General features: G+C 64.0%; 9 protein-coding genes. 6 read left to right on the top strand and 3 right to left on the bottom strand.

Going from position 1 to position 23,955, the window contains the following annotated elements; genetic code table 11:
- Nucleotides 1-235 precede the first annotated feature (235 nt).
- Entirely contained in the window at nucleotides 236-2,326 is a 2,091-nt protein-coding gene (gene pbpC, locus EOA16_RS03010; RefSeq protein WP_245455839.1) for a penicillin-binding protein 1C, read from the bottom strand.
- 180 nt (nucleotides 2,327-2,506) lie between these two features.
- A complete protein-coding gene (locus EOA16_RS03005; RefSeq protein WP_127255399.1) occupies nucleotides 2,507-8,005 on the bottom strand; it encodes an alpha-2-macroglobulin family protein in 5,499 nt (1,832 codons plus the stop codon).
- 272 nt (nucleotides 8,006-8,277) lie between these two features.
- On the opposite strand from EOA16_RS03005, the gene EOA16_RS03000 reads away from it, so the two are divergent.
- From EOA16_RS03000 to EOA16_RS02975, 6 genes are all read left to right on the top strand, one after another.
- Nucleotides 8,278-10,206: an autotransporter assembly complex family protein gene (locus EOA16_RS03000; RefSeq protein ID WP_127255397.1), complete on the top strand. Its 1,929-nt coding sequence runs from the start codon at nucleotides 8,278-8,280 to the stop codon at nucleotides 10,204-10,206.
- Nucleotides 10,207-10,209: 3 nt separating this feature from the next.
- Complete coding sequence (locus tag EOA16_RS02995; RefSeq protein WP_127255395.1) at nucleotides 10,210-16,263, top strand: translocation/assembly module TamB domain-containing protein; 6,054 nt, start codon at nucleotides 10,210-10,212, stop codon at nucleotides 16,261-16,263.
- A 266-nt stretch (nucleotides 16,264-16,529) separates the two neighbouring features.
- Nucleotides 16,530-18,182: an ABC transporter substrate-binding protein gene (locus EOA16_RS02990; protein ID WP_127255393.1), complete on the top strand. Its 1,653-nt coding sequence runs from the start codon at nucleotides 16,530-16,532 to the stop codon at nucleotides 18,180-18,182.
- A 228-nt stretch (nucleotides 18,183-18,410) separates the two neighbouring features.
- A complete protein-coding gene (locus EOA16_RS02985) occupies nucleotides 18,411-19,445 on the top strand; it encodes an ABC transporter permease (RefSeq protein ID WP_027035014.1) in 1,035 nt (344 codons plus the stop codon).
- A gap of 12 nt (nucleotides 19,446-19,457) precedes the next feature.
- A complete protein-coding gene (locus EOA16_RS02980; RefSeq protein ID WP_127255391.1) occupies nucleotides 19,458-20,615 on the top strand; it encodes an ABC transporter permease in 1,158 nt (385 codons plus the stop codon).
- A gap of 67 nt (nucleotides 20,616-20,682) precedes the next feature.
- Entirely contained in the window at nucleotides 20,683-23,019 is a 2,337-nt protein-coding gene (locus EOA16_RS02975; RefSeq protein WP_127255389.1) for an ABC transporter ATP-binding protein, read from the top strand.
- 146 nt (nucleotides 23,020-23,165) lie between these two features.
- Here the strand turns inward: EOA16_RS02975 and EOA16_RS02970 are convergent, their stop codons facing one another.
- Nucleotides 23,166-23,756, bottom strand: coding sequence for a transglycosylase SLT domain-containing protein (locus EOA16_RS02970; RefSeq protein WP_127255388.1), 591 nt, complete (start codon nucleotides 23,754-23,756; stop codon nucleotides 23,166-23,168).
- Between the last annotated feature and the right edge of the window lie 199 nt (nucleotides 23,757-23,955).

Genomic DNA, 23,955 nt, shown 5'->3' with positions numbered 1-23,955 from the left:
CGCGAGGCGCCCCCCTCTGGCCTGCCGGCCATCTCCCCCTCAAGGGGGGAGATCGGATGTCCTTGCCGCTTTCGCCAATTGTCGATGGTGGAGCAGGACGCCAATGCTCCCAATCTCCCCCCTTGAGGGGGAGATGCCCGGCAGGCCAGAGGGGGGCGCCTTGGAACCGGCATGGGCAAGTGTCCTGCTATTCTCTGGCCTTGGAAAGCTAAGCCTATGAATCGTTTGCAGCGATCTATTCGACGAACACCTTCACACTCGCCGCACGCCCAGCGGCGTCGATCACGGTCAGCGTCGAATAGCCGGCGCCGTCAGGTTGCCAGGTCGCGGTGCGGCGACGATCGATGCCGACCAGCGGCTTGCCGTTGGCCAGCCAGCGGAAGGGCGCGCGGCCGCCTTGCAGCTTCAGCACCAGCGGCGAGGCGTCGACCGAATTGGTGCCGAGATCGACCCGGGCGCCGTCGGGCGGGAAGATGATGGTCGGCGCGGGTTCGGTCACCGTCGCCTGCACCAGGCCGTCCGACCCGGCGCCAAAGCGGGCGAGCGTTACCGGCAGGTCCTCGCGCCTGGGGCTGAACACGCCGGGCGGCTTGCCCGGCAATGGGACGGTGGCCAGGCCCGAGCGGACAAAACCCTCGAACAGGATGGGAGCGGCCGAGACATAGCCGGACAGACCCGGCACCGCGCCGGCGTCGGGGCGGCCGACCCAGACACCCAGCACATAGCGACCGTCGAAGCCGACCGACCACGCGTCGCGGTAGCCATAGGAGGTGCCGGTCTTGTAGGCGATGCCGCGCTGTAAGGCACCCTCGGGCGGCTTGACGCCCGACAGTATGTCGATGATCTGCCAGTTGGCCTGACCGTCGAGGATGGTGGCGCTGGCGCGCTCGGCATTGGCCGGCTCGGTGCCGTCATGCAGCGTGTGCGTCTTGCCGCCATTGGCGAGCCCTGTGTAGAGCTGGACGAGGTCGCGCAGCGTCACGCCGACACCGCCAAGGCCGATGGCCAGGCCCGGCGCTTCGTTGACCGGCAGTATGGGATTTACCCCTGCCTGGCGGAAGCGCGCCATCAGCCGCGTTGGTCCGACCGCGTCGAGCACACGGATTGCCGGCACGTTGAGCGACAGTTGCAGCGCTTGCCGGATGCTGACATCGCCCTGATAGCCCATGTCGAAATTCTTCGGCCGGTAGCCGGAGAAATCGACGGGGCTGTCGTCGATCAGCGTTTCTTGCGCCACCAGTCCCTGTTCGAAGGCAAGACCGTAGATGAACGGCTTCAGCGTCGAGCCGGGCGAGCGGACGATCCTGGTCATGTCGATCCAGCCGGAGCGGCTGGCGTCAAAGAAATTGGCCGAGCCGACTTCACCAAGAATGTCGCCGGTGCGGGAGTCGGCCAGCACCATGGCGACCGACAGGCGGGGCCCAAGCTTGGTGGCAGCGTCCCTCGCCACCTGTTCCAGCCCTTCCTGGACGCTCTTGCGGATCGTCAGTTGCAAGGGCTGACCGGGGACGGCCTTGGGCAGCATCGCATAGGCGGCGTGCGCGGCGAGCGCCGGCAGCGTGCGGCGCAGGCCCGCCACATCATCGAGGGCGGCACGTGCGGCCTCGCGCTCGCCGAGCAGGCCGGAGGAGACCATGCGGGTCAGCACCCGGTCGCGGGCAGCGTGGGCGATCTTCAGGTTGCGATCCGGCCGGCGCTTTTCCGGCAGTTGCGGCAGAGCGACGAGAAGGGCGGATTCGGAAACGGTGAGCCGCTTCGGTTCCTTGCCGAAATAGGCGAGCGAGGCGGCGCGCACGCCTTCCAGATTGCCGCCATAGGGCGCCAGCGTCAGGTAGCGTTCGAGGATTTCGCGTTTGGACAGCCGCCGTTCGATCTGTATGGCGCGCAGCATCTGCTTGATCTTGGAGCCGAGGCTGCGGCTCTCGCGCGGTTCGATCAGCCGGGCGAGCTGCATCGACAGGGTCGAGCCGCCGGAGACGATGTGGCCTGATGTGGCGAACTGGCCGGCGGCGCGCGCCAGCGCCAGCACGTCGACACCCTCATGGTCCCAGAAACGTTTGTCTTCGTAGGTGACCAGCATGTCGACGAACTGCTTGTCGACCTGGTCGAGACGGGTCTCCAGCCGCCAGTAGCCGTCCGGCGTGGCGAAGGCACGCAACAACTGGCCGTCGCGGTCCTGAACTTCGGTGGAGACCGTGAGTTCGGCCGGAAGCGGAGGCGGGAAGGCGCGGTCGAGTTGCCAGAGGGCGGCTGCGGAGATCACCGCAACGCCAGCGAGAGAGACGCCCGTGATGGCTGTCCGGCGCAGGAATTTTTTGGAGAGCATGGCGCTGCCCCTCATCCGGCTGCCGCCACGACGGCCCTTCGGGCGTTCGTCGTTCGAAAAGCCAAGCAATTGGTTTTTCGTTCGCTGCGCGGACCACGCCTCACCTCCCCGTATAGTGACGGGGAGAAGGGGGCTGTCGTAAGCGCCATCGTCTTGTTCATGATCGTCACCATCAGCGCCTTACGGCGCCTTGATCTCCATCATGCCGGTGGCGGTGCGGGCCGAATATTGCGGCCGGTACATGTCCTCCACCGTTGCCGCCGGGTGCGCGTAGGTGCCGGGCGTCACCGCGCGCACGACATAGGCGAGTGTCAAATTGTGGTCGTGGTCGCCGTCGGCCGGGTTGAATGCCGCGACGAAACGGTCGTCGCGGAATTCGAGATGGGCCGCATCGGTCTGCGCCAGCCACGAGAAGTTCGTCAACTGGGCGCTGGAGACCAGGCCGGGATTGTCGATCTCGAAGCCGGCCGGCAACAGGTCGGTGACCAGCAGGCGCGACGGCCATGTGTTCTGCTCGTTGACCTTGAGCACGACGACATAGCGTTCGTTCTGCGTCGCCTCGGTGACATTGGCTTCGGTGCCGTCGAGCTTGTAGTAGGTGCGGCTGATGGTGAAGCCGTCGCCGCCGGCCGGCAAGGGCTGGACCGGCGACGCCACCGTGGTGACGACGGCCTGCAGCGGGGTCTTGCCGGTGTTGGCTATGGTCAGCGGGCTGTCGACCAGGTCAGAACCGTCGACCTGGTTGGAATAGCCGCCGGAATGCGGAGTGCCATTGACCGTCAGCGTGATCGTATCATTGCCTTCCTTCAGCGCGCGTGCCGCCAGCAGCATCCAGGATTCGTCCTGGGTGCTGGTCCAGCGGGCTTCGGCGCGTTCCCTGGTCACCAGCTTGATCAGCTCCGGCACGATCGTCGGCACCGGCTTGGATTCCGCCGCCAGCGCCAGCATTGCCGCGCCGTCACGCAGCCGCGAGCCGTAGTCGGAGCGGTAGTAGTCATAGTCGGTGGTCGACTTGGCGAGTTGCAGGGCGGTCTTGAACGTCGATTCCGCACGCGGCGTATCGCCGTAGAGTGCCAGGCTCGCCGCCAACTGGGCAACGGCCATCGGGCTCGAGAAAGCTTCGAGCTGGGTGTCCGCGTAGTAGCGCAGGTCGCCGATCGAGGCCTTCTTGTTGCGGGCCAAAACGTAGAGGGCGTAGGCGATCTCGCTGCCACGGTCCTGTACGCTTTGGTCGTAGCCGAGCGAGTTCTGCAAATTGCTCAGCGCCTGGTTCATGGCCAGGCTCGGCACGTCGTATTTCTGCTCGCGCGCCCTGGTCAGGAAGTCGGTGACATAGGCATCGAGCCACAGATCGCCGGAGCCCGGACCCCACAGGCCGAAGCTGCCGGCCGAGGCCTGATAGCTCAGAACCTTGTAGATGGCGTCCTGGATGCGGCCATGGATGTCAGGATCGCTGGCCATGCCGATGCCGGATGCCAACTCGTTGACGTAGAGAAGCGGCATGGCGCGGCTGGTGGTCTGCTCGGCGCAACCATAGGGGTAGCGGTCGAGCGTCATCAGCAGCGACGGTACGTCGAAGGCGGCGGCCTGCGAAACACCGACGCTTACGGAAGCGCCATCGAGCAGGCTTGCCGCCAGCAGTTCCTTGTCGACGCGCAGTGCGCCGCCATTGCCCTTGAGGTCGACCACCAGGCGGGTGGTGACCGGCAATTGCGCCGGGCGCACCGGCACATAGAGCGTCTGCTCGACCTTGGTGCCGTCGGCATGGGCGAGCTTGATGGTGAGCGAGGCATTGCCGGCCGTCTGAGCGATCAGCGGGACAGTCAGCGTCTGGCGCTTGCCCTGGGCGAGCGTCAGCTTCTGGGGCAGGGGCTTGTCGCCGGTCGACAGGTCGCCCGTCGTTTCGATCGACAGCGCATAGTCGCCGGCGGGGCCGTCGGTGTCGGCGACATCGAGGCGCATGACGGCGGCGTCACCAGGAGCCAGGAAGCGCGGCAGGCCGGCGGTGATCACCACGGGATCGCGCACGATGACATCGGACTGGGCATGGCCGACCGCATCCTTGGTCCAGGCGACAGCCATGACGCGCACGGTGCCGTTGAATTGCGGGATGTCGAAGTCGACCCGCGCCTTGCCGTCGGCATCGAGTTCGACGATGCCGGAGAAGAAGGCGACCAGCTTTTCGGTGGGCGGACTGCCTTGCGCCTGCATGTTGGCGCCGTCGCCACCCGTCCTGAGCTTGCCGGTGTTGCCAAGCGAGCCGTCGATCAGGCGACCGTAGATGTCGCGGATTTCCATGCCCAGCATGCGCTGGCCGAAGAACCAGTTCTCCGGATCCGGCGCCTTGTAGTTGGTCAGGTTGAGGATGCCGACATCGACGGCGGCAACCATGACATAGGCGTTGCTGCCCGGCTGCACGCCGGCGACCGAAACCGGGATCGACAGCTGTTGGCGCGGCATCGTCTTGTCCGGCGGCGTCAGGGTGATGGCGAGCTTCTTCGAGCCCGGATCGACCTTCAGCCATTTCACGCCGATGGCGCGCGCCGGCATACGTGATTCCTGCGCATCGCCCGGCCTAAACAGAGTGGCCGTGACATAGGCGCCGGCGCCCCAGTCGTCGCCGACCGGAATGTCGACGGTGCTGCCGCCGGCTGGCACGAACGCCGTGACGGTCTTCAACAGCTTGTCGGAACCGATGTTGATGAGAAGTTCGCCGGCAAAGTGCGGCGAGACTTTCAGCTTGGCCACTTCGCCGGCGGCATAATTGTCCTTGTCGAGGGCGATCTCGAGACCGTCAGGCGTTTCTGTGGTGGTCGAGGAGACATACCAACCGGCATCGAACTCGTAGCTGGTCGCCGGTCCCTCGGGATCCGATGTCTCGACCTCGAGGCGGTACTGGCCCCAGTCGACAGGCACGGAGACCGTTGCGTCGCCGTCGGCGTTGAGGTCGACCTGGCCGTTGGCGATCGACTTGGTGAAGGTGACCGGCTCGTAGTTCCAGGAATTGTTGGAGCGGTACCACTGGTAATTGCGTTCGACCTTGACCAGGGTCCATTGCGCGCCTTTCAGCGCCTCCCGCTTGCCGTCGGGATCGACGGCGATCAGGCTGAACTTGGCGGTGCCGCCCTGCGGCACTTCATTGTCGGCGAAATCCGGACGGATGCCGATCATGTGGCCCTGCGGGCGGATGCCGATGTTGAGCGAACGCTCGATGGCGCGGCCACCGGTTTCGCGCATCCTGACGGTCACCTTGGCGTCGACCAGCTTGGTGGTCGAGGGCAGTTGGTCGACGGAGACCGGGAAGGTCACCTTGCCGTCATCGCCGACCACCGGCAGATCGGCGAGGGGGGTGACCGTGGGTTCGGCCGACTGCTCGTCGGCGAGGCCGAAGGAAAAGCCCTGGAAACGGTCCCAGTCGCGCGACGTCGACAGCGTCAGCTCGCCTTCCAGCGCCAAGCCCGCCGCCGGCGCGCCATAGAGGAAGCGGCCGTCAATGTCGATGTTGGCGGTTTCGCCCTGGGCGATCTCCTGCTTGTCGGCCTTCATGTCGAATTCGATGCGATCCGGTACGAAATCCTCGACCAGGAACATCTGGCTGGCCACCGCCGGCTGCTTGGGATCGGTGTAGATCGACACCGACCAGGTGCCGCGCATGGCGTTGGGTGCGAGCGGCAGGTCGACGGCATGGCCGCCGGCGGAGGCGCCGTCGCTGACGATGCGGCGGTCCTCGACGCCGTCGGGGCGCGAGAAGATGAAGGTCAATGGCAGGTTCTCGACCGCCTTGGCGGCGCCGTCGCGAGCAAGTGCCGCGACATGAACATCCTCGCCGGCGCGGTAGATGCCGCGTTCGGTCCAGGCATAGACGTCGAGCGCACCAGGCGCCGCGCGCCCGGTGACGCCGCGGTCGGACAGGTCGAAGCCGGCCCGGCCCATGTCGAGGAAGACGAAGTCATTGTCGCCCTGCTTGGCCATCAGCACGGCCGGCACCATGCCGCCGTCGCCGCGCGTCAGGCCGGGGTTGAAGACGGCATGGCCGTCGGCATCCGACGTCGCCGTGCCGAGAACCTCATTGTTCCTGGCAACCAGCGTCAGTTCGGCGCCGGCGATCGGCTTGGCGCTGCCCAGCGAACGGGCAAAGACATTCAACCCGTCCTGGCCGGTATAGGTCGACAGGCCGATGTCGGAGACGACGAACCATTGCGTGGCCATCGAATTGTAGTCGTCGCTCTTGTCGTTGACGGCCTGGGCGGTCAGCACGTAGACGCCGGGCTTGCGCTGCGGCACCGCCTCGTCGACCGGGAAGGAAGTGGTGACCTCCTTGTTGAGATCATTGGCGATGTCGAGCTGGCCTTGCCAGACCGGCGCGCCCATCTGCTCGGAAATGTTGGAAATATCATAGCCGTCGAGCTGGTGCAGGAACTGGTAGCCCGACAGAAGCTGGGCCAGCGAACGATCGCCGATGCGGTAGAGCTTCATCTCGGCGGCGTTCATGTTGACGGTAACGACCGGAATGCCACGGCGCGCTCCGGCCGGCAGCACGAAGCTGTCACCGGTGAAGCGGGCGGACGGTGCGCGGTCCTGCACATAGATCGACAGCACCACGGGTGCCGCGGTCACTTCGCCGATTGCCGCCGGCAGGCCGGCGCGGAAGGTGACGTCGTAATGCTGGCCGTGCTCCAGCCCTTCGACGCAGATCTGCTTGTCCTTGGCCTCGACGCCCTTGGGCGGTGCATTGTCGACGGTGACGAATTGCGCGTAGTCGACGCCGGTCTTGACCAGATCCTCGGAGAATTGCGCGCAGATGCGCGGCGCGCTGGTGTCGGCGTCGATGGTGTGGTCGATAACGCGGAAACCCTTGCGCGCCTTCAGATCGGCATAGTCGGCCTGGACCGCCGGCGAAGGATTCAGGGCAAGGCTGGCCTCATAGGCCTGCAGCGCCGGCCGGTAGAGATCTCGCTTGTCGAGGCCGTTGCCGAGCAGCGCCAGCACTTCCGCGCGCGTCTTGGTGGTGCGCAGTAATTTATAGGCGTTGAATGCGGCCGAAGTGCCGTTCGTCGGCAAAGTGGAAGCTTCGGACGTGCTGGCGGCGGGCTGCACGGCCAGCGTTTCACGCGCCAGGTTGAGCCAGAGCTGGCCGTCATCGGGCAGCACCGAGACCGCGGCCTCGTATTTCAGCATGGCCGAGCGGTGGTCGCCGGTCAGTACGGCCTGTTCGGCGGCGTTCAGCAAGGCAGCCATGCCTTCGGTCGGCCTGTCATAGGCCGGGCCGAGCAGCTTGTTGCGGTATTGCTGGGCCTGATCGGACATCCAGTTGGGGAAGAAGGCGAGTTCCGGCGGCGCGCCGATATCAGGATCGCCATCGATGTTGACGACCTTGCCCGCGACCGCGCCGTTGAAGGTTTTCAACTGGTTGTAGTCGGATTTGAGGAAGCACCATTTGGCTTTTTTGTTGTAGGTGAAGGCGCGGCAGGCCGGGTCTCCCAGGCAAGTCGTCTTGCACTGGTCGATTGTCACATTCTGGTCGGACCTGAGATCAAAGCCGAAATAATCGGAATTGTCAGTTGTCGCGATTCGCCGGGCCTCGGCCGCTTGCGCGACGCTGCTCCAGGCCAGGACATTGGCCCAGGCAAAAAACAGGAGAATCAGAATCGAAAGACCACGAGCCGCGCGCATTGCCATAACACCCCTCCAGACACAGCTGACGTCCGGGCATGATCAAGCTTCAGTCAGGCTTGTCAACACAAGGACGCGGCAGGGTTCCGCCTGCCAACGGTTTCCTTTCCGGCCGATGACCGGTAGTACCTCCATAGGACAGGGGATCACGCATTCTTGCGGCGACGCAAAAGGTGTGAATTCCAAGCCCGCCCTATTTCAGACAATTGGATTGTGGCCCCTTTACGAGCGCTTCAGAACTTCATTCCAATTTTAGTTTTGTAATCTAGGTTGTCTTAATGCCGGCGCATGAAGAGCAGATGTCAGGAGGTCGCGCGCCAGGGCGTGCGCTTCCGCGCGCCCTGCTGCTGGCCATGATGTGCTCGACCGTGCTCGTCGCCGAATCGCGCCCGTCGGCCGCTTTCGAGCTTTTCGGCATCAAGCTGTGGGGATCGTCCAGCGACGAGGATGCCGATATCGTCGATCCTCTGCGCTACGCGGTGACCATCAACGCCCCCGACGCCGACAAGGATTTGGTCAAAAAGCTCGAAAATGCCTCGGCGCTGAAGAGTGACGAGGAGCGTCCGGTTTCAGGCTCGCTCGGGCTGATGGCCAAGGCGCGCAGCGACCGCGAACAGCTTGTCGCCGCGCTCTATGCCGATGCCCGCTACGAAGGCGTCGTCAACGTCACCATCGACGGCAAGCCGCTCGACGATTTGCCGCCGGATGCCGAATTCAAGGGTCCGCAGCCGGTCCCCGTGGCCATCGACATTGCTACCGGGCCGAAATTCACCTTGGGCAATATCAGGCTGCAAGGCGACGCGGCGGGCCTGATGAGCGCCGATTATGGCCTGATATCAGGCGGCGACGCCGGATCCGGCGCCGTGCTCAAGGCCGAGGCGCTGATCGTGCGGGCGCTCAAGCAAGAGGGCAGGCCGCTGGCCAAGATAACGGCCCGGCAGATCGTCGCCGACCACGCTACTTCGACGCTCGACGTGACGCTGACGGTCGCTGCCGGGCCGGTCGCCGGCTATGGTGACACCACGGTGGAAGGCACCGAAAAGGTCGACCGCGATTTCACCGAATACATGACCGGCCTCAAGCGCGGCCGGCAATACTCGCCGCAAGAGATCGATGACGCGCGCGACCGGCTGCTGGCGCTCGAGGTCTTCAACAGCGTGACGTTCAAGGAAGCCGACACGCTCGATGCCGACGGCAACATCCCGATCGGCGTCCAGGTCAGCGAGCGCAAGCCACGCTATTTCGGCGTCGGCGGCACCTTCTCCAACACCGAGGGACTGGGCCTTGAGGGCTATTGGGGCCACCGCAATTTGTTCGGCCGGGCCGAGAAGCTGCGCATCGAGGGCAAGATCAGCGGCATCGGCAGCAACGATCTCGGCGAGCTCAACTACAATGCCGGCATCATGTTCGAGAAACCCGGCGTGGTCGGGCCGGCATCGAAGTTCTTCGCCAGCGTCAAAACGGTGCTCGAACATCCTGATGCCTATGACCATTTCTCAGTCAAGGGCAGCACCGGCCTGTCCTACGAACTGACCAAGAAGCAGACGGTTTCCGCCGAGGTGGCGCTCGACTATTCCCGCATCCACGATGCTTTCGGCAAGCACAAATACCTGATCGCCAGTATTCCGCTGCAATATGTCTACGACAACCGGGACAACCGGCTGAACCCTACAAGCGGCTTCCGGGTGCTGGCCTATGCCGAGCCCAGCTACGACATTCTGAGCGGTGCGGCGTTCCTGAAGCTGAAGGGCGAAGGGTCGGCCTATCAGTCGCTGGATTCGGCTTCGAAGTTCGTGCTGGCCGAGCGTGTCGCCATCGGTTCGATCGTCGGCATCAGCCTCGAACACGTGCCGGCCGACCGGCGCTTCTATTCCGGCGGCGGCGGTTCGGTGCGCGGCTATGCCTATCAGGGCATCGGTCCGAAGGATTTCACCGGCCAGCCGATCGGCGGCCTGTCCTTCTTCGAAACCTCGGTCGAGATGCGCATCGCCATCACCGACACGATCGGCATCGTGCCGTTCGTCGATGCCGGCACCGTGTCGACCAAATCGGTTCCCGATTTCTCCGATGTCAAGGTCGGCGCCGGCGTCGGCCTGCGCTATGTTACGCCGTTCGGGCCGCTGCGCATCGATGCCGCCGTGCCGCTCAACCGCGATCCAGGTGACCCGCATTTCGGCATCTATGCCGGCATCGGGCAGGCATTCTGAGCGATGAAGATATTCAAGCGCATCCTTCGCATTGTCTTCTACACGCTGCTGATCGTGGTCGCGGGAACGATCGGCGCGCTGGTGGTGCTGACCAAGACCGAGCGCGGACGCGACAATCTCGCCGGCATCATTTCGCGGCTGGCCTCGAGCGACGACCGCAAGATCACGGTCAGCGGCATAGATGGCATCTGGTCCGGGGCTCTCAGTGTCGACCATGTCGTGCTGGAGGACAGCGAGGGCGCCTGGCTGGTGGCGCGCAAGGTAGCCATCGACTGGTCGCCGCTGGCGCTGCTGTCGAAAAACTTCAGCGCCGACCGTATCGCTGCCGAGCGTATTGAGCTGGCGCGATTGCCGGTGGCCAGCACGCAGCCAGCGCCAAGCGGCGGCACGACGACGCTGCCGGTTTCCATCGACATCAAGCAGATCGACCTGCCCGAGATCGCGCTTGGCCGGCAACTGGCCGGCAGCGGCATCGCCGAGCTTGCGGCCAAGGGATCGGTCAAGGCCGATGCCGCACCGCTGGCGGTCGAGACGGTGCTCAACATAACCCGCCATGACGGCAAGCAAGGCAATGTCGACGCCAAGATCCACTTTGCGCCGGCGGACAACAGGCTCGATCTCGACCTGAAGGCCTCGGAGCCGGCAGGCGGCATCATCGCTAATCTGCTCAAGCTACCCGATACGCCGCCGGTCGACATAAATGTCTCGGGCACCGGGCCGCTCGCCAATTGGAACGGCATCGGCACGTTCTCAGTCGACGGCAAGATCGTCACCCAGCTGACAGGCCGCCACCAACTGACCGACAAGGGTAATCATATCGAGGCCAAGGGCGACGGCGATTTCGCTCGCTTCCTCCCTGAGAATTTGAAGCCGCTGTTTGCCGGCAAGACCAGTTTCGACGTCGCCGGCACCGCCACATCGGCCGGTGGGGTCAGTGTCGACCGCGCCAACATCGATAGCGATGCGGTGCACGGCACCGCGACTGGCATTGTCGATCCTGCCGGCGCCAGCGACCTCTCGGTCGAATTCGCCGCCAAGGGTCCGCCCGTGGTGATCAGCGTCGGCAGCAAGGCGCAGCCGATCACGCTGGCGATCAGCAATGCCACCGCCCGCGCCTTCGGCGACGGCAAGGCGCCGATCATCGACATCGGCGCCTCCTTCGTCTCCATCGTCGCGGGCGGCACGCGGCTGGATGATCTGGCGGCGCAGATCCATTCCGACGGCTTCGATATCCAGAACCGCGCCGGGCCGGTCACCGTCAAGCTGGAGGCGGGCGGCCTCAACACCGATGTGGCGACGCTGGCGCCGCTGGTCACCGGCAAGATCGATGTCGATCTGGCCGGATCGGTCAGCAAGGACGCCATCGCCATCGACCAGGGCACATTGCGTTCCGACGCGCTCAACGCCTCGCTGACGGCGACGGTGGCGCTTGCCGACCTGTCGATGCAGTTGAATGTGAACGCGGATGCCGTGGCGACGGCCTTTCCGCCGCAGATCGCCTCGGTGCTAGGCGCCAGGGTGAAATTCTCGGCCAGCGCGGCCCGCGATCCGCAGGGATCGTTCGCCGCAAACTCGATCGAGTTCACGTCCGGCACGCTCAGCGCCGCCGGCACAGCCAGCATGCAAGGCACCGATATCCAGGCCGACATCAAGGGCAAACTGGGCGATGTTTCGGTGCTGTCGCCGACGGTCGGCGTGCCGGTTGCCGGTGGCGTCGATTTCGCGCTGTCGGCAAGCGGCGCGATGACGGCGCCGGACTTCACCGTTACCGCCGACAGCGACAGCCTGACGGCATCGGGCCGCACGGTGAAGAGCATCAAGCTGACGGCAAGCGGCAAGGCCGATATCACCAGTCCCGCCGCCAACGTATCGCTGACCGGCTCCGTCAATGACCAGCCGCTCGACATCAAGGCAGCGCTGGTGACGAACGAGGGCAAGCGTTCGATCAACGGATTCCTGGTCTCGCTGGGCGACAACAAGGTCTCGGGCGATCTCGCGCTGGACGACAACTATATGCCGCTCGGCACGCTGACGCTCGACGCGCCTGCTATCGACCAGTTGGCCGCACTTGCCGGCCAGGCGGTGACGGGCGACATCGACGGCACCATCCGCTTTGCCAAGGAGGGCGACGCGCCCTCCGTCGCCATCGACGCCAAGAGCACGTCGATCGCGCGCGGCGAGGTGACGGGCAAGGCCATCACCGTCAATGCGCTGATCGCCAATTATCTCAAGGCGCCGGCGATCGCCGGTTCAATCAAGGCCGACAGCGTGACCTCGGGGGCTACGGAAATCGGCGGCATCGCCGTCGACCTGAAGCGCGACGGCGATTGGACCAATTTCACCGGCGGCGCCACCATAGCAGGCATTCCGGCAACCGCTGCCGGCCGGGTGAAGATCGCCGACGGCACGACGAGCGTCGAGATTGCTTCGGGCGAGGCGACGGTTCGCGGCATCAAGGCGGCAATCGCTCAAGCGTCGACACTGAGCATCGCCAACGGCACGGCCAGCATCGAGAAACTGGCTCTCGATGTCGGTGGCGGCTCGGTGACCTTGTCGGGTACCGCCGGCCAGACGCTCGATCTCGCGGCGCAATTTTCGGCACTGCCCGCGGCGCTCGCCAATGAATTTTCGCCCGGCCTCGAGGCTGTGGGCACGCTCAACGGCACGGCTGGTGTGACCGGATCGCCGGCCGCTCCCGATGTCCGCTTCAATGCGCAACTGGCCGGTATCGAAACCAGCCAGACCCGGCAGGCCGGGCTCGGGCCGCTCGCTGTCGATGCGGCCGGCAGCTACACCATGGCCGGCGGCGTGATGCTCGATCAGGCGACGCTGACCGGCGACAAGATTTCCGGCAAGGCGACCGGCACCCTCAACCCCAACGGCGCCAGCGATTTTGCGCTCGATCTCATATCATCCGGCCCCAGCCTGCCCCTGACTGTCGGCAGCGCCGAGAGCCCGGTCAAGATCGAGATCCAGTCGCTGTCGGCAAAGGTGGCGGGCGAGAGCACGCGGGTCCGCCTGGATGTCTCTGCGATCCTGCCCTCGATCGTCACCAGTCCGGCGAGGGTGGAGGGGCTTGCCCTGGCGTTGCATTCGGATGCGTTCGATCTCAAGAACCGTGCAGGGCCGGTTTCCGGCACCGTGTCGGTGGACAAGGTCGGTCTCGACAATCCGGTGATCGCGCCGCTGATCGCCGGCAAGGTCACGGCAGCGCTCAGCGGCCGCCTGACAGCCGATGCGGTTGCCATCGACAGCGGCTCGCTCAAGAGCGATGCGCTGAACAGCCAGGTTGCCGGCCAGGTGTCGCTGCGTGACGGTGCCATAGACCTCAACCTGAAGGCGGATGCCCCATCGTCGGCCTTGCCGGCGGCGGCGCGCGGCATGCTTGGCGAACGCGCTGAGATCAGCGCCACGCTGAAGCGCGACCCCAATGGCAGTATCAATGTAAGCGGATTGAAGCTGGCCTCGGGTGCGCTGACCGCCGACGGGCAGGCGAGCCTTGCCGACAACAAGGTGGCCGCCGACATCAAGGGCGCGCTGAGCGACATCTCGCTGCTGTCGAAAGACGCCAAGGGCGCCATCGCCTTTTCGTTGAACGCGCAGGGCCCGGCCGCGGCGCCCGACCTGTCGCTGACCATCGACAGCGACCGCCTTCTCGTGGCGGCGCGAGAGATCACCGGGCTGAAGCTGACCGCCACCGGCAAGGCCGATGCCGCCAATCCGGCGGCGAATGTGCAACTGACCGGCAATGTCGCCGGCCAGGCGCTGCAAGGCAGCGCGGTGCTGGCGACGGCGGACGGCAAGAGCGCCATCAACGGCCTGCTGCTGTCGCTGGGCAAGAACAGGATTTCCGGCGATCTGGCGCTGGACGAGAAGTTCGTGCCGGTCGGCACCATCGCGCTCGACCTGCCCGATATCGGCCCGCTGGCGGCACTTGCCCTGGAAAAGGCCGAAGGCGATGTGCGCGGCACGATCGCTTTCTCGAAGAACGGCACCGCGCCGCAGGTCGCCATCAAGGCGGCGACAGCATCGATTACGCGTGGCGACCTGCAGGCGAAAGCCGTCTCGATCGATGCGCTGGTCGCCAACTATCTGGCGGCGCCCGTGATCTCCGGAAAGATCCGCGCCGACACCGTCACGTCGGGCGGCACCGTGATCAGCGGCATCGATGTCGACTTGAAGCGCGACGGCGACTGGACCGGCTTCTCCGGCGGCGCAACCGTCAAAGGCATTCCGGCACAGGCCGCCGGCCGGGTGAAAGTGGCCAACGGCACGACAACCATCGAGCTTGCCTCCGGCCAGGCGACCGTCCAGGGCATCAAGGCGGCCATTGCCCAGGCCTCGACCGTCAGCATCGCCAATGGCACGACGACGCTGGACAGGCTGGTGCTCAACCTTGGCGGCGGCACGGCGACGGTGACCGGCAAGGTCGGCACCGCGCTCGACATCAATGCGACGCTGGCGCGGGTGCCGATGTCGCTCGCCAACAGTTTTTCGCCGGGACTGGACGCCGCCGGTTCGATTTCGGGCACGGTCAAGGTGACGGGCGCGCCGGCAAATCCTGCCGTTGCCTTCAACATCGACGCGGCCGGCGTGCAGACCTCACAGACCCGCGGTGCCGGTGTCGGTGCGGTGAGTGTTTCCTCGTCGGGCAGCTTCGGCGCCAACAAGCTGACCTTCAATGCCAATGTCAGCGATGGAGCCGGCCTTGGCGTCAAGGGCGGCGGCACCGTGACGACGGCCGGCACGCCGGCACTGGTGCTCGACTTCAATGGCGTCGTGCCGTTCGGCCTGCTCGGCCAGAAGCTTGCCGCGCAGGGCCTGTCGCTGTCTGGAACCGCCAATGTCAACGTGCAGGTGCGCGGTCCCGCGACATCGCCCGTCATCGGTGGCAGCGTCAGCACCTCCGGTGCGCGCCTTGTCGATGCGCGCTCGGGTCTCGCCGTCAACGATCTCGCCGCCGATGTCTCGATTGCCGGCGGGGTCGCCAGGATCAACCGGCTGACCGGAACGCTGTCGACGCGCGGCAGCCTGTCGGCCAGCGGCACGGTCGGCATCAACCCCGCGCAGGGGTTCCCGGCCGATCTGTCGATCAAGCTGGTCGACGGCCGCTATACGGACGGAAGGGTGGTGACCGCCAATCTCGGCGGCGACCTGACGATCAAGGGACCGCTGACCTCCGCACCAGTCATCGCCGGCACCGTCAATCTCGCCAAGACCGTGATCACCGTTCCGGACAAATTGCCGGGCTCGCTGGCGGCGCTCGACGTCAAGCACAAGAATGCGCCAGGTGCGGTCAAGGCGCAGGACAAGGCGCTGCGGCCGCCGACGACCAGCGGCAAGGGCGGCGGTAGCGGCCTTGCGCTCGATGTCACGGTCAACGCGCCGAATCAGATCTTCATCCAGGGCAGGGGCGTCGATGCCGAACTCGGCGGCTCGCTGAAGCTGACCGGCCCGGCCTCGTCCCCGCAAGCGGTAGGCACCTTCACCTTGCAGCGTGGCCGGCTGTCGATCCTCGGCAAGCGGCTGACCTTCACCGAAGGCACGGTCGGGTTTTCCGGTTCGCTGGTGCCTTATCTCAATTTGACGGCGACCACGACGACGACCAGCGCCACGGTCACCATCATCGTGTCGGGCGAAGCGACCAATCCGAAATTCACCTTCTCCTCGGTGCCGGCGCTGCCCGAGGACGAGGTGCTGGCGCAATTGATCTTCGGCCGCTCGATGTCGAACCTGTCGCCGCTGCAGATCGCCCAGCTCGCCGAGGCCGCCGGGCAACTGGCCGGCGTCGGCGGCTCGACGTCGCTGCTCGAAAACCTGCGCAGCGCCATCGGCGTCGACGATCTTGACGTCACCACCGACGACCAGGGCGGCACCGCGGTTTCGGCCGGCAAGTATCTCAACGACCGCACCTATGTGACGATCCAGAAAGGTGACAAGCCGGGCTCGGGCAAGGCGACGATCGACCTCAATGTCGGGCGCGGCGTCAAGCTGCGCGGTGAGGCCAACGATGCCGGCGAAGCCAAGGGCGGCATCTTCTACGAGAAGGAATACTGATACTTCCGTAGGACTTTTGGCCTCATGGTGGCTCGATTCTGGCGCTGTCGGGGCGCCAGTAAATGTCTCAGTTTAATCGACTATCGAGATTCCAGACGAATCCGACGGGCAGTAGCAAATTTGCGCCAAGACTGTCGTTATCACGCGAACCGCTCCCCTTTCAAAGTTGCACATTCCCTAACATGTTCTCAATCCACGCTGTCTTTGACATCATGGCCTGGATGCGGAATGTTAAAAGGCGGAAAGCCAACAATGGGAGTTAAGTCATGACAATTTATAAGAGCAATGGCGATCGCGTTCCGGATCACATCCTGGCCATGGCCGAAGAAGCCAAGGCAGGCAAGGTGGACCGCCGCGAATTCCTGGCCATGGCCAGCGTCTTCGGCGCATCGACGGCAATGGCTTACGGATTGCTCGGCCTCGCGGATCCGACGCCAGCGAAGGCCGAAGAGGTAAAAGGCAAGAAGGGCGGCACGCTGAAGATCGCCCAGTGGATCAAGGATCCCAAGGACCCGCGCAAGGCCGACTGGTCGGAAATCGCCAATGCCGAGCGCCAGGCGCTCGAGCCGCTGGTCAAGTACACCTCCGAATACACGTTCCGCCCTTATCTGCTGGAAAGCTGGGACGTTAACGACGATGCCACGCAGTACACGCTGCATGTGCGCAAGGGCGTCACCTGGTCGAATGGCGATGCCTTCACCGCCGATGACGTCATCTTCAACCTGAAGCGCTGGGCCGACAAGAAAGCCGAAGGCAATTCCATGCCCGGCCGTCTCGGCTCGCTGGTCAAGGACGACAAGCTCGACGAAAGCGCCGTGACCAAGCCGGACGACCACACGGTCGTGCTAAAGCTCACCAAGCCGGACATCGCGCTGATTCCGAACATGTGCGACTATCCCGGCCTCATCGTCCACAAGACCTTCGATGAGAAGGGCGGCGACTTCAAGGCCTGCCCGATCGGCACCGGTCCGTTCGAACTCGTCTCCTACGATGTCGGCCAGAAGGTGGTCTACAAGCGCCGCACCGACGACAAGTGGTGGGACGGCGAAGTGTTCCTCGACGGCCTGGAATTCATCGACTACGGCACCGATCCGGCAGCCATGGTCAGCGCTTTTGAAGCCGGCGAAGTGCACACCAATTTCGAGACGTCGGCCGACTACGTGTCGATCCTCGACGGCATGGACCTGGTGAAGTCGGAGATCGTCACCGCGTCGACCATCGTCTGCCGCACCAACGTCAACAACAAGCCCTATGGCGACCAGAAGGTGCGCAACGCGCTGCAGCTTGCGGTCGACAACAATGTCGTCTTGCAGCTCGGCTACGGCAATGCCGGCTCGGTCGCTGAAAACCATCATGTCTGCTCGATCCATCCGGAATATTACGAGCTGCCCAAGGTTGCTCGTGATCCGGCCAAGGCAAAGGCGCTGATGGCGGAAGCCGGCCAGGCCGACTTCGAACACGAGCTGATCACCGTCGACGAAGACTGGCACAAGAACACCGGCGATGCGATCGCCGCCCAGCTGCGTGACGCCGGCATCAAGGTGAAGCGCACCGTTCTGCCGGGTTCGACGTTCTGGAACGACTGGACGAAGTATCCGCTGTCGATGACCAACTGGAACATGCGCCCGCTCGGCGTCCAGGTTCTGGCCATCGCCTATCGCACCGGAGAGGCCTGGAACGAGGCCGGCTGGTCGAATCCGGACTGGGATGCCAAGCTCAATGCGGCGCTGGCCGTTGCCGACGCCGCCAAGCGCAAGGACATGATGAAGGACATCGAGCAGATCCTGCAGGATTCCGGCATCATGATCCAGCCGTACTGGCGCAAGCTCTACAGCCACTCGGTCAAGGCGGTGCAGAATTACAAGATGCATCCGACCTTCGAGCGCGACTACGGCAAGGTCTGGCTCGACCAGGCTTGACCGCATCGACATGGGGGAAGGGTCTCGCTCCCTTCTCCCGCTCTTTGCATCGTCCGTCCCTGCTGATCCGCACTTTCTCAAAAAACTTACGGACTCGCGGGCCGGACCATGCAACAAAAACAGGGTTGATCGCATCCGAAGGCCTGTTTTGACAGCCAGCCCCGCCGGTCACGGCAGGGTTGGCTTTCATAGCCGGCTCAAACCCCAACCCATCGGCAGGGGGCCGCCATGCTTTCCTTCGTTATCAGGCGTCTTGGCACCATGGCATTGACGATGCTGTGCCTGACCATGGTCGTCTTCTTCCTGATCAACCTCGAACCCAATCTGAAGAAGCTGGCGATCAGCCAGACCGAAATGCATACGTCGGCCGAGCAGCTCGAGAGCTGGCTGGTCAACCATGGCTATCGGCAGAACTTCTTCGTCCGCTATGGGCAGTGGCTGGGCGTGGTGCCCAAGCAACCTGTGACAGACCCGGCGACCGGCAAGCCGGCGCAGCGTTTCTCCTTCTGCAACGATCCACTCGTGCCGACCTTCGCCGGCGTTTTCCAGGGCGATTTCGGCTGCTCGACCAAGTTCAAGGCGACCGTCGCCTCAAAACTGTTTCCGGCACTCGGCGCTACGGGCATCCTGATGTTCTGGGTGCTGGTGGTGATGGTGCCGATCTCGCTGCTGATCGGCATTCTGGCCGGCATGCGCGAGGGGTCGCGAACCGACCGGGTGCTGTCCGTGGCGTCGATCGCCTCGACGGCGACGCCGGAATATGTGTCGGGCGTCATCTTCACCGTCATCTTCGCCTCATGGCTAGGCTGGCTGAACGGCTCGGCGGCTTCGGCCAGCCAGGGCATCACCTTCTACAATTTCACTTTGCCGGTGATGACGCTGGCGATCTACGGCATCGGCTATATCGCCCGCATGACGCGTGCTTCGATGGTCGAAGTGATGACGCAGCAATATATCCGTACCGCCAGGTTGAAGGGTCTTTCCTTCGGCAGCGTCGTGGTCAAACATGCCTTGCGCAACGCGCTGATCGCACCGTTCACCGTCATCATGCTGCAGTTCCCCTGGCTGCTCACCGGCGTCGTCATCGTCGAGGTGATGTTTCGCTACCAGGGCTTCGGCTACACGCTGGTCGAGGCGGCCGGCAACAACGACATCGACCTTTTGCTCGGCTGCTCGCTGGTCTCGGTGTTCATCGTCTTGATCACGCAGCTCATTTCCGATGTCGGCTACGCATTTCTCAATCCGCGTATCAGAGTTCAGTAGGGAGCGAAGCGGATGCCGGTTCAATACATCAGTGGCTTCACCGTCGTTCTCGAAGTGCTGTCGCGCTTCTGGCCGGTCTGGATCGCCCTCGTCATCGTCATGGGCGCGAGCTTCGCCTACAAGAAGAAGCTGGCGCTCTACGGCCAGCTGTTCGACAGCGGTGTCGGCATCGTCGGCGTCGGTATCTGCCTGTTCTGGCTGTTCACGGCGATCTTCGCCGCGACCATCTCGCCCTTCGATCCGCTGGCTCAGATCCCCATCATGAAGGACGTGTTGCCGGGCGCCGTCGAACCGCAATCGGGACTGACCTATCTGTTCGGCGGCGACAAGCTGGCGCGCGACGTGTTTTCGCGCATGGTCTATGGCAGCCAGATCGTGCTGATCATCGCGCCTGCCGCGACCGGCTTCGCGCTGATGGTCGGCATCACGCTCGGCCTGCCTGCCGGCTATTACGGCGGCAAGATCGACACCGTGCTGTCGTTCCTGGCCAATCTCGTGCTGGCCTTCCCGGTCATCCTGCTGTTCTATCTCTTGGTGACGCCGGGCATCATGGACACGCCAATCCCCTATGGCATGGCCGGCGTCTTCTTCCTGTTCCCGATCATCTTCTTCAGCGTGCTGTTCTGGACCCGCTACAAGAACCGGCCCGACCGGCTCTACATCCTGCTCGGCATCACCCTGATCCTCGGCGGCTGGATCTATCTCGGCCTGGTCTTCGACGCCGATCCGCTGAAGATCGTGCATATCGATCCTAATCAGCTCAACATTTTCGTGGCGGTGGTGTTCGCGTCCAGCCCCGGCGTGTTCCGCATCGTGCGTGGCCTGGTGATGGACATCAAAACGCGCGACTATGTGGCGGCGGCGCAGACGCGCGGTGAATCGCCCTGGTACATCATGCTGTGGGAGATCCTCCCCAATGCGCGCGGGCCGCTGATCGTCGACGCCTGTCTGCGCATCGGCTACACCACCATCCTGCTCGGCACGCTCGGTTATTTCGGCCTTGGCCTGGCGCCGGAAAGCCCGGACTGGGGCACCGCGATCAAGGACGCCAGCCGTCTGCTGCGCTCCTTCATCCACCCGGCGCTGCCGCCTACCATCGCACTGATGTCGTTCGTGCTGGGCTTGAACCTGCTCGCCGACTCGCTGCGCGAACAATCGATGAAAGACTGATCTCGCGGGTTTCGACCCGATGCGCCTGAGAGAAACAGGCCTAAAAGAACCAGGATTGGAGCGACCCATGAACGAGGCAGTTCGAAATCCCGCCACGCCAACCAATGGGCCGATCATCGAGATCGAGAACCTGTCGATCTCCTTCTTCACCCGCAAGGGCGAGATCCCGGCCGTCATGGATTTTTCCTGCACCGTCATGCCGGGCGAGGCGATGGGCATCGTCGGCGAATCCGGCTGCGGCAAGTCGACCGTGTCGCTCGGCATCATGCGCGACCTCTCCAACATCGGAAAGATCGTCGGCGGCAAGATCAAATTCCAGGGCAAGGACATGGGCGAGCTCTCCGACGAGGAGTTGCGTTCCATTCGCGGCAACAAGATCGCGATGATCTACCAGGAGCCGATGGCGAGCCTGAACCCGGCGATGAAGGTCGGCCAGCAGTTGATGGAAGTGCCGCTGATCCACGACAAGGTGTCGAAGGAAGAGGCGTATAAGCGCGCGCTCGAAATGGTGCGCTCGGTCAAGCTGCCCGATCCCGAGCGCATGATGCGCTCCTATCCGCACCAGCTTTCGGGCGGCCAGCAACAGCGCATCGTCATCGCCATGGCGCTGCTGTCGAAGCCGGCGCTGCTTTTGCTCGACGAGCCGACGACGGCGCTCGACGTGACGGTTGAGGCGGGCATCGTCGATCTGGTCAAGGGGCTGGGCGAGAAGTTCGGCACGTCGATGATTTTCGTGTCGCACAATCTCGGCCTGATCCTGGAAACCTGCGACCGCATCACGGTTATGTATTCGGGCGAAGCGGTCGAGACGGGCAAGATCAAGGACGTCTTCGACCGGATGCGGCACCCCTATACGCAAGGGCTGTTCCGCTCGATCCCGCTGCCCGGCGCCGACAAGAATTCACGGCCGCTGATTTCCATCCCCGGGCAGCTGCCGCTGCCGCACGAGCGGCCCAAGGGCTGCAATTTCGGCCCTCGCTGCCACCATTTCGTGGAAGGCGTCTGCAACGCCGCTGAAATCCCGATGATCGAGGTCGCTGGTCACGAAGGCCATTTCTCGCGCTGCGTGCGCTTCAACGAGATCGACTGGGAGGCGCTGCCGCCCGGCGCCAAGAAGGTCAATGAGCGGGTCGTGCCCGGCGCGCCGGTGCTCAAGATCGAGGACCTCAGAAAATACTACAGGGTCGGCGGCAGCGAAGTGTTCGGCTCGAGCGAGGGCCGCGTCGTCAAGGCCAACGAGACGATCTCGTTCATGGCGCGCGAATCCGAGACGGTCGCCATCGTCGGCGAATCCGGCTGCGGAAAGTCGACGCTGGCCAAGGTGCTGCTCGGGCTGGAGACGGCAAGTGCCGGCACGGTGACGCTGGGCAACAAGGAAATCCAATCGACGGGCATCGAGAAGCGGAGCGTCGACACGGTGTCGTCGATCCAAATGGTGTTCCAGAACCCGTTCGACACGCTCAATCCCAGCCATTCGGTCGGTTCGCAGATCATCCGCACGCTGGAGAAGTTCAATGTCGGCAAGACGGTTGCCGATCGCCGCAAGCGCATGCTGGAACTGCTCGACCTGGTGAAGCTGCCCAGGGCCTTCGAGACCCGCAAGCCGCGCCAGCTTTCGGGCGGCCAGAAGCAGCGTATCGGCGTGGCGCGCGCCTTTGCCGGTGACGCCAAGGTGGTGGTGGCCGACGAGCCGGTTTCCGCACTCGACGTGTCGGTGCAGGCGGCGGTGACCGAACTTCTGATGGACATCCAGCGCAAGAACAAGACGACGATGCTGTTCATCAGCCACGATTTGTCGGTCGTGCGCTACATCGCCGACCGCGTCGTCGTCATGTATCTCGGCTACATCGTCGAGCAAGGCACGACCGACCAGATCTTCGCGCCGCCCTATCACCCCTATACAGAGGCGCTGCTGTCGGCGATACCGATCGCCGATACCAGCGTGGTCAAGCGTCACATCGTGCTGGAAGGTGACATCCCCTCGGCGATGAACCCACCTTCGGGCTGTCCGTTCCAGACGCGCTGCGGCTACAAGAAGCTGGTGCCGGACAATCTCTGCGAAACCAAGGTGCCGCCGGTCAAGCATCTCGGCGACGGCCATATGAGCCTGTGCTGGCTCTCCGACGACGTGCTGGCCAAGATGGAGCCGGTAATCAAGTTCGACAAGGAGCACGCCGCGCACGAAGGCGTTCCGGATGACGCGCCGAACGGCGATGGTCCCGGTTTTGCCGGCACGCCACCGAAACGTCCACGGGGTAAGACGAGCAGTGCACGAGCCGACATCATCGGGCAGGCTGCCGAGGAGACGGAAGCCGTTTCGAAAGCCCGCCGTCACGAGCTTCGCGATGAGATTTCGGAAACCGGCGATTCCCCAAAACCGGGCGATTCCACGAAACCGAATTGACCAGCATCAGGCACCGCGGCGGCGATTTGAAGTCGCGGCGCTCCTCGCTCCGCCTGTGGATGACGAGGCGATGAGCGTTTGCCGCTAATCGGCAAGCATACTGCCCACCAGCGCACTCGGTCGGTTGAAATGCTTGTGGGCGGAAATCAGTTGCCGCACTCGCTCAGTTGCTGGGCATAATCGCGCGCCATCTTCTCGGTCGCGCGGGCATAGCCCTGGACGCCGGCGTCGCCACGGTTGCCGCGGCCATAGGCGGTCCAGCCGAGATAATAGGCGAGGTAGAGATTGTAGGTGTCGTTGCGGGCAACGCCGTACGTGTCAGCGGTCTTGGAATGATACCAGCCGACGAAATCGACCGCGTCGGCGAATTTCGTCCGCCGCGCCGCCCAGTTGCCGGTCTCGCGCTGATATTGCGACCAGGTCCCGTCCAGCGCCTGCGAGAAGCCGGTGGCCGAAGAGACATGCTTCCACGGAATGAAGCCGAGAAGCTTGGTGCGTGGCGGCCTTGCATTGCTTTTGAAGCCGGATTCCTTGCGAACCGTCGCCATCAGCACGGGAACAGGGATGCCGTATTTCTGCTGGGTGCGTTCGGCCGCCGATTGCCAGTTGTCGAACCAGCCGTCATTCTGGTCGAAGACGGCGCAGACATTGTTGATGTGACTGGGCGCGGTGGCGCAGGCCGAAAGCGCCAGCAGCACGCAAACCGCACCAATTTTACTAAAACTCGAACTACGCATTGGCAGAGCAATAGGCCGAAATCATAAAGGGAATCTTGCAGCGTCCGTTAATGCTTCGCCGGCGCAGCCCGTCGAGGAAATCTCGTATCAGCAATCCGACATATTTTGTCGCTTTCTCTAAACAGAGATCGCAGAAATGCCGCCGTGGCTAAAATCACGTCCGCAAACGGCGTATTTCTGACAGCTTGCCTGGATTGCC

It is taken from the genome of Mesorhizobium sp. M7A.F.Ca.US.008.03.1.1 (assembly GCF_003997495.1).
GTDB lineage: Bacteria > Pseudomonadota > Alphaproteobacteria > Rhizobiales > Rhizobiaceae > Mesorhizobium.
Note: the sequence above shows the minus strand (reverse complement) of the source record. Positions and strands in the feature narration are given on the sequence as shown.

What these genes read in the sequence shown, in the direction of transcription:
- EOA16_RS03000 (WP_127255397.1), top strand. Translation starts at nt 8,278, where the DNA reads ATGCCGGCGCATGAAGAGCAGATGTCAGGAGGTCGCGCGCCAGGGCGT.
- EOA16_RS02995 (WP_127255395.1), top strand. Translation starts at nt 10,210, where the DNA reads ATGAAGATATTCAAGCGCATCCTTCGCATTGTCTTCTACACGCTGCTG.
- EOA16_RS02975 (WP_127255389.1), top strand. Translation starts at nt 20,683, where the DNA reads ATGAACGAGGCAGTTCGAAATCCCGCCACGCCAACCAATGGGCCGATC.
- EOA16_RS02990 (WP_127255393.1), top strand. Translation starts at nt 16,530, where the DNA reads ATGACAATTTATAAGAGCAATGGCGATCGCGTTCCGGATCACATCCTG.
- EOA16_RS03005 (WP_127255399.1), bottom strand. Translation starts at nt 8,005, where the DNA reads ATGGCAATGCGCGCGGCTCGTGGTCTTTCGATTCTGATTCTCCTGTTT.
- pbpC (WP_245455839.1), bottom strand. Translation starts at nt 2,326, where the DNA reads ATGCTCTCCAAAAAATTCCTGCGCCGGACAGCCATCACGGGCGTCTCT.
- EOA16_RS02985 (WP_027035014.1), top strand. Translation starts at nt 18,411, where the DNA reads ATGCTTTCCTTCGTTATCAGGCGTCTTGGCACCATGGCATTGACGATG.
- EOA16_RS02980 (WP_127255391.1), top strand. Translation starts at nt 19,458, where the DNA reads ATGCCGGTTCAATACATCAGTGGCTTCACCGTCGTTCTCGAAGTGCTG.
- EOA16_RS02970 (WP_127255388.1), bottom strand. Translation starts at nt 23,756, where the DNA reads ATGCGTAGTTCGAGTTTTAGTAAAATTGGTGCGGTTTGCGTGCTGCTG.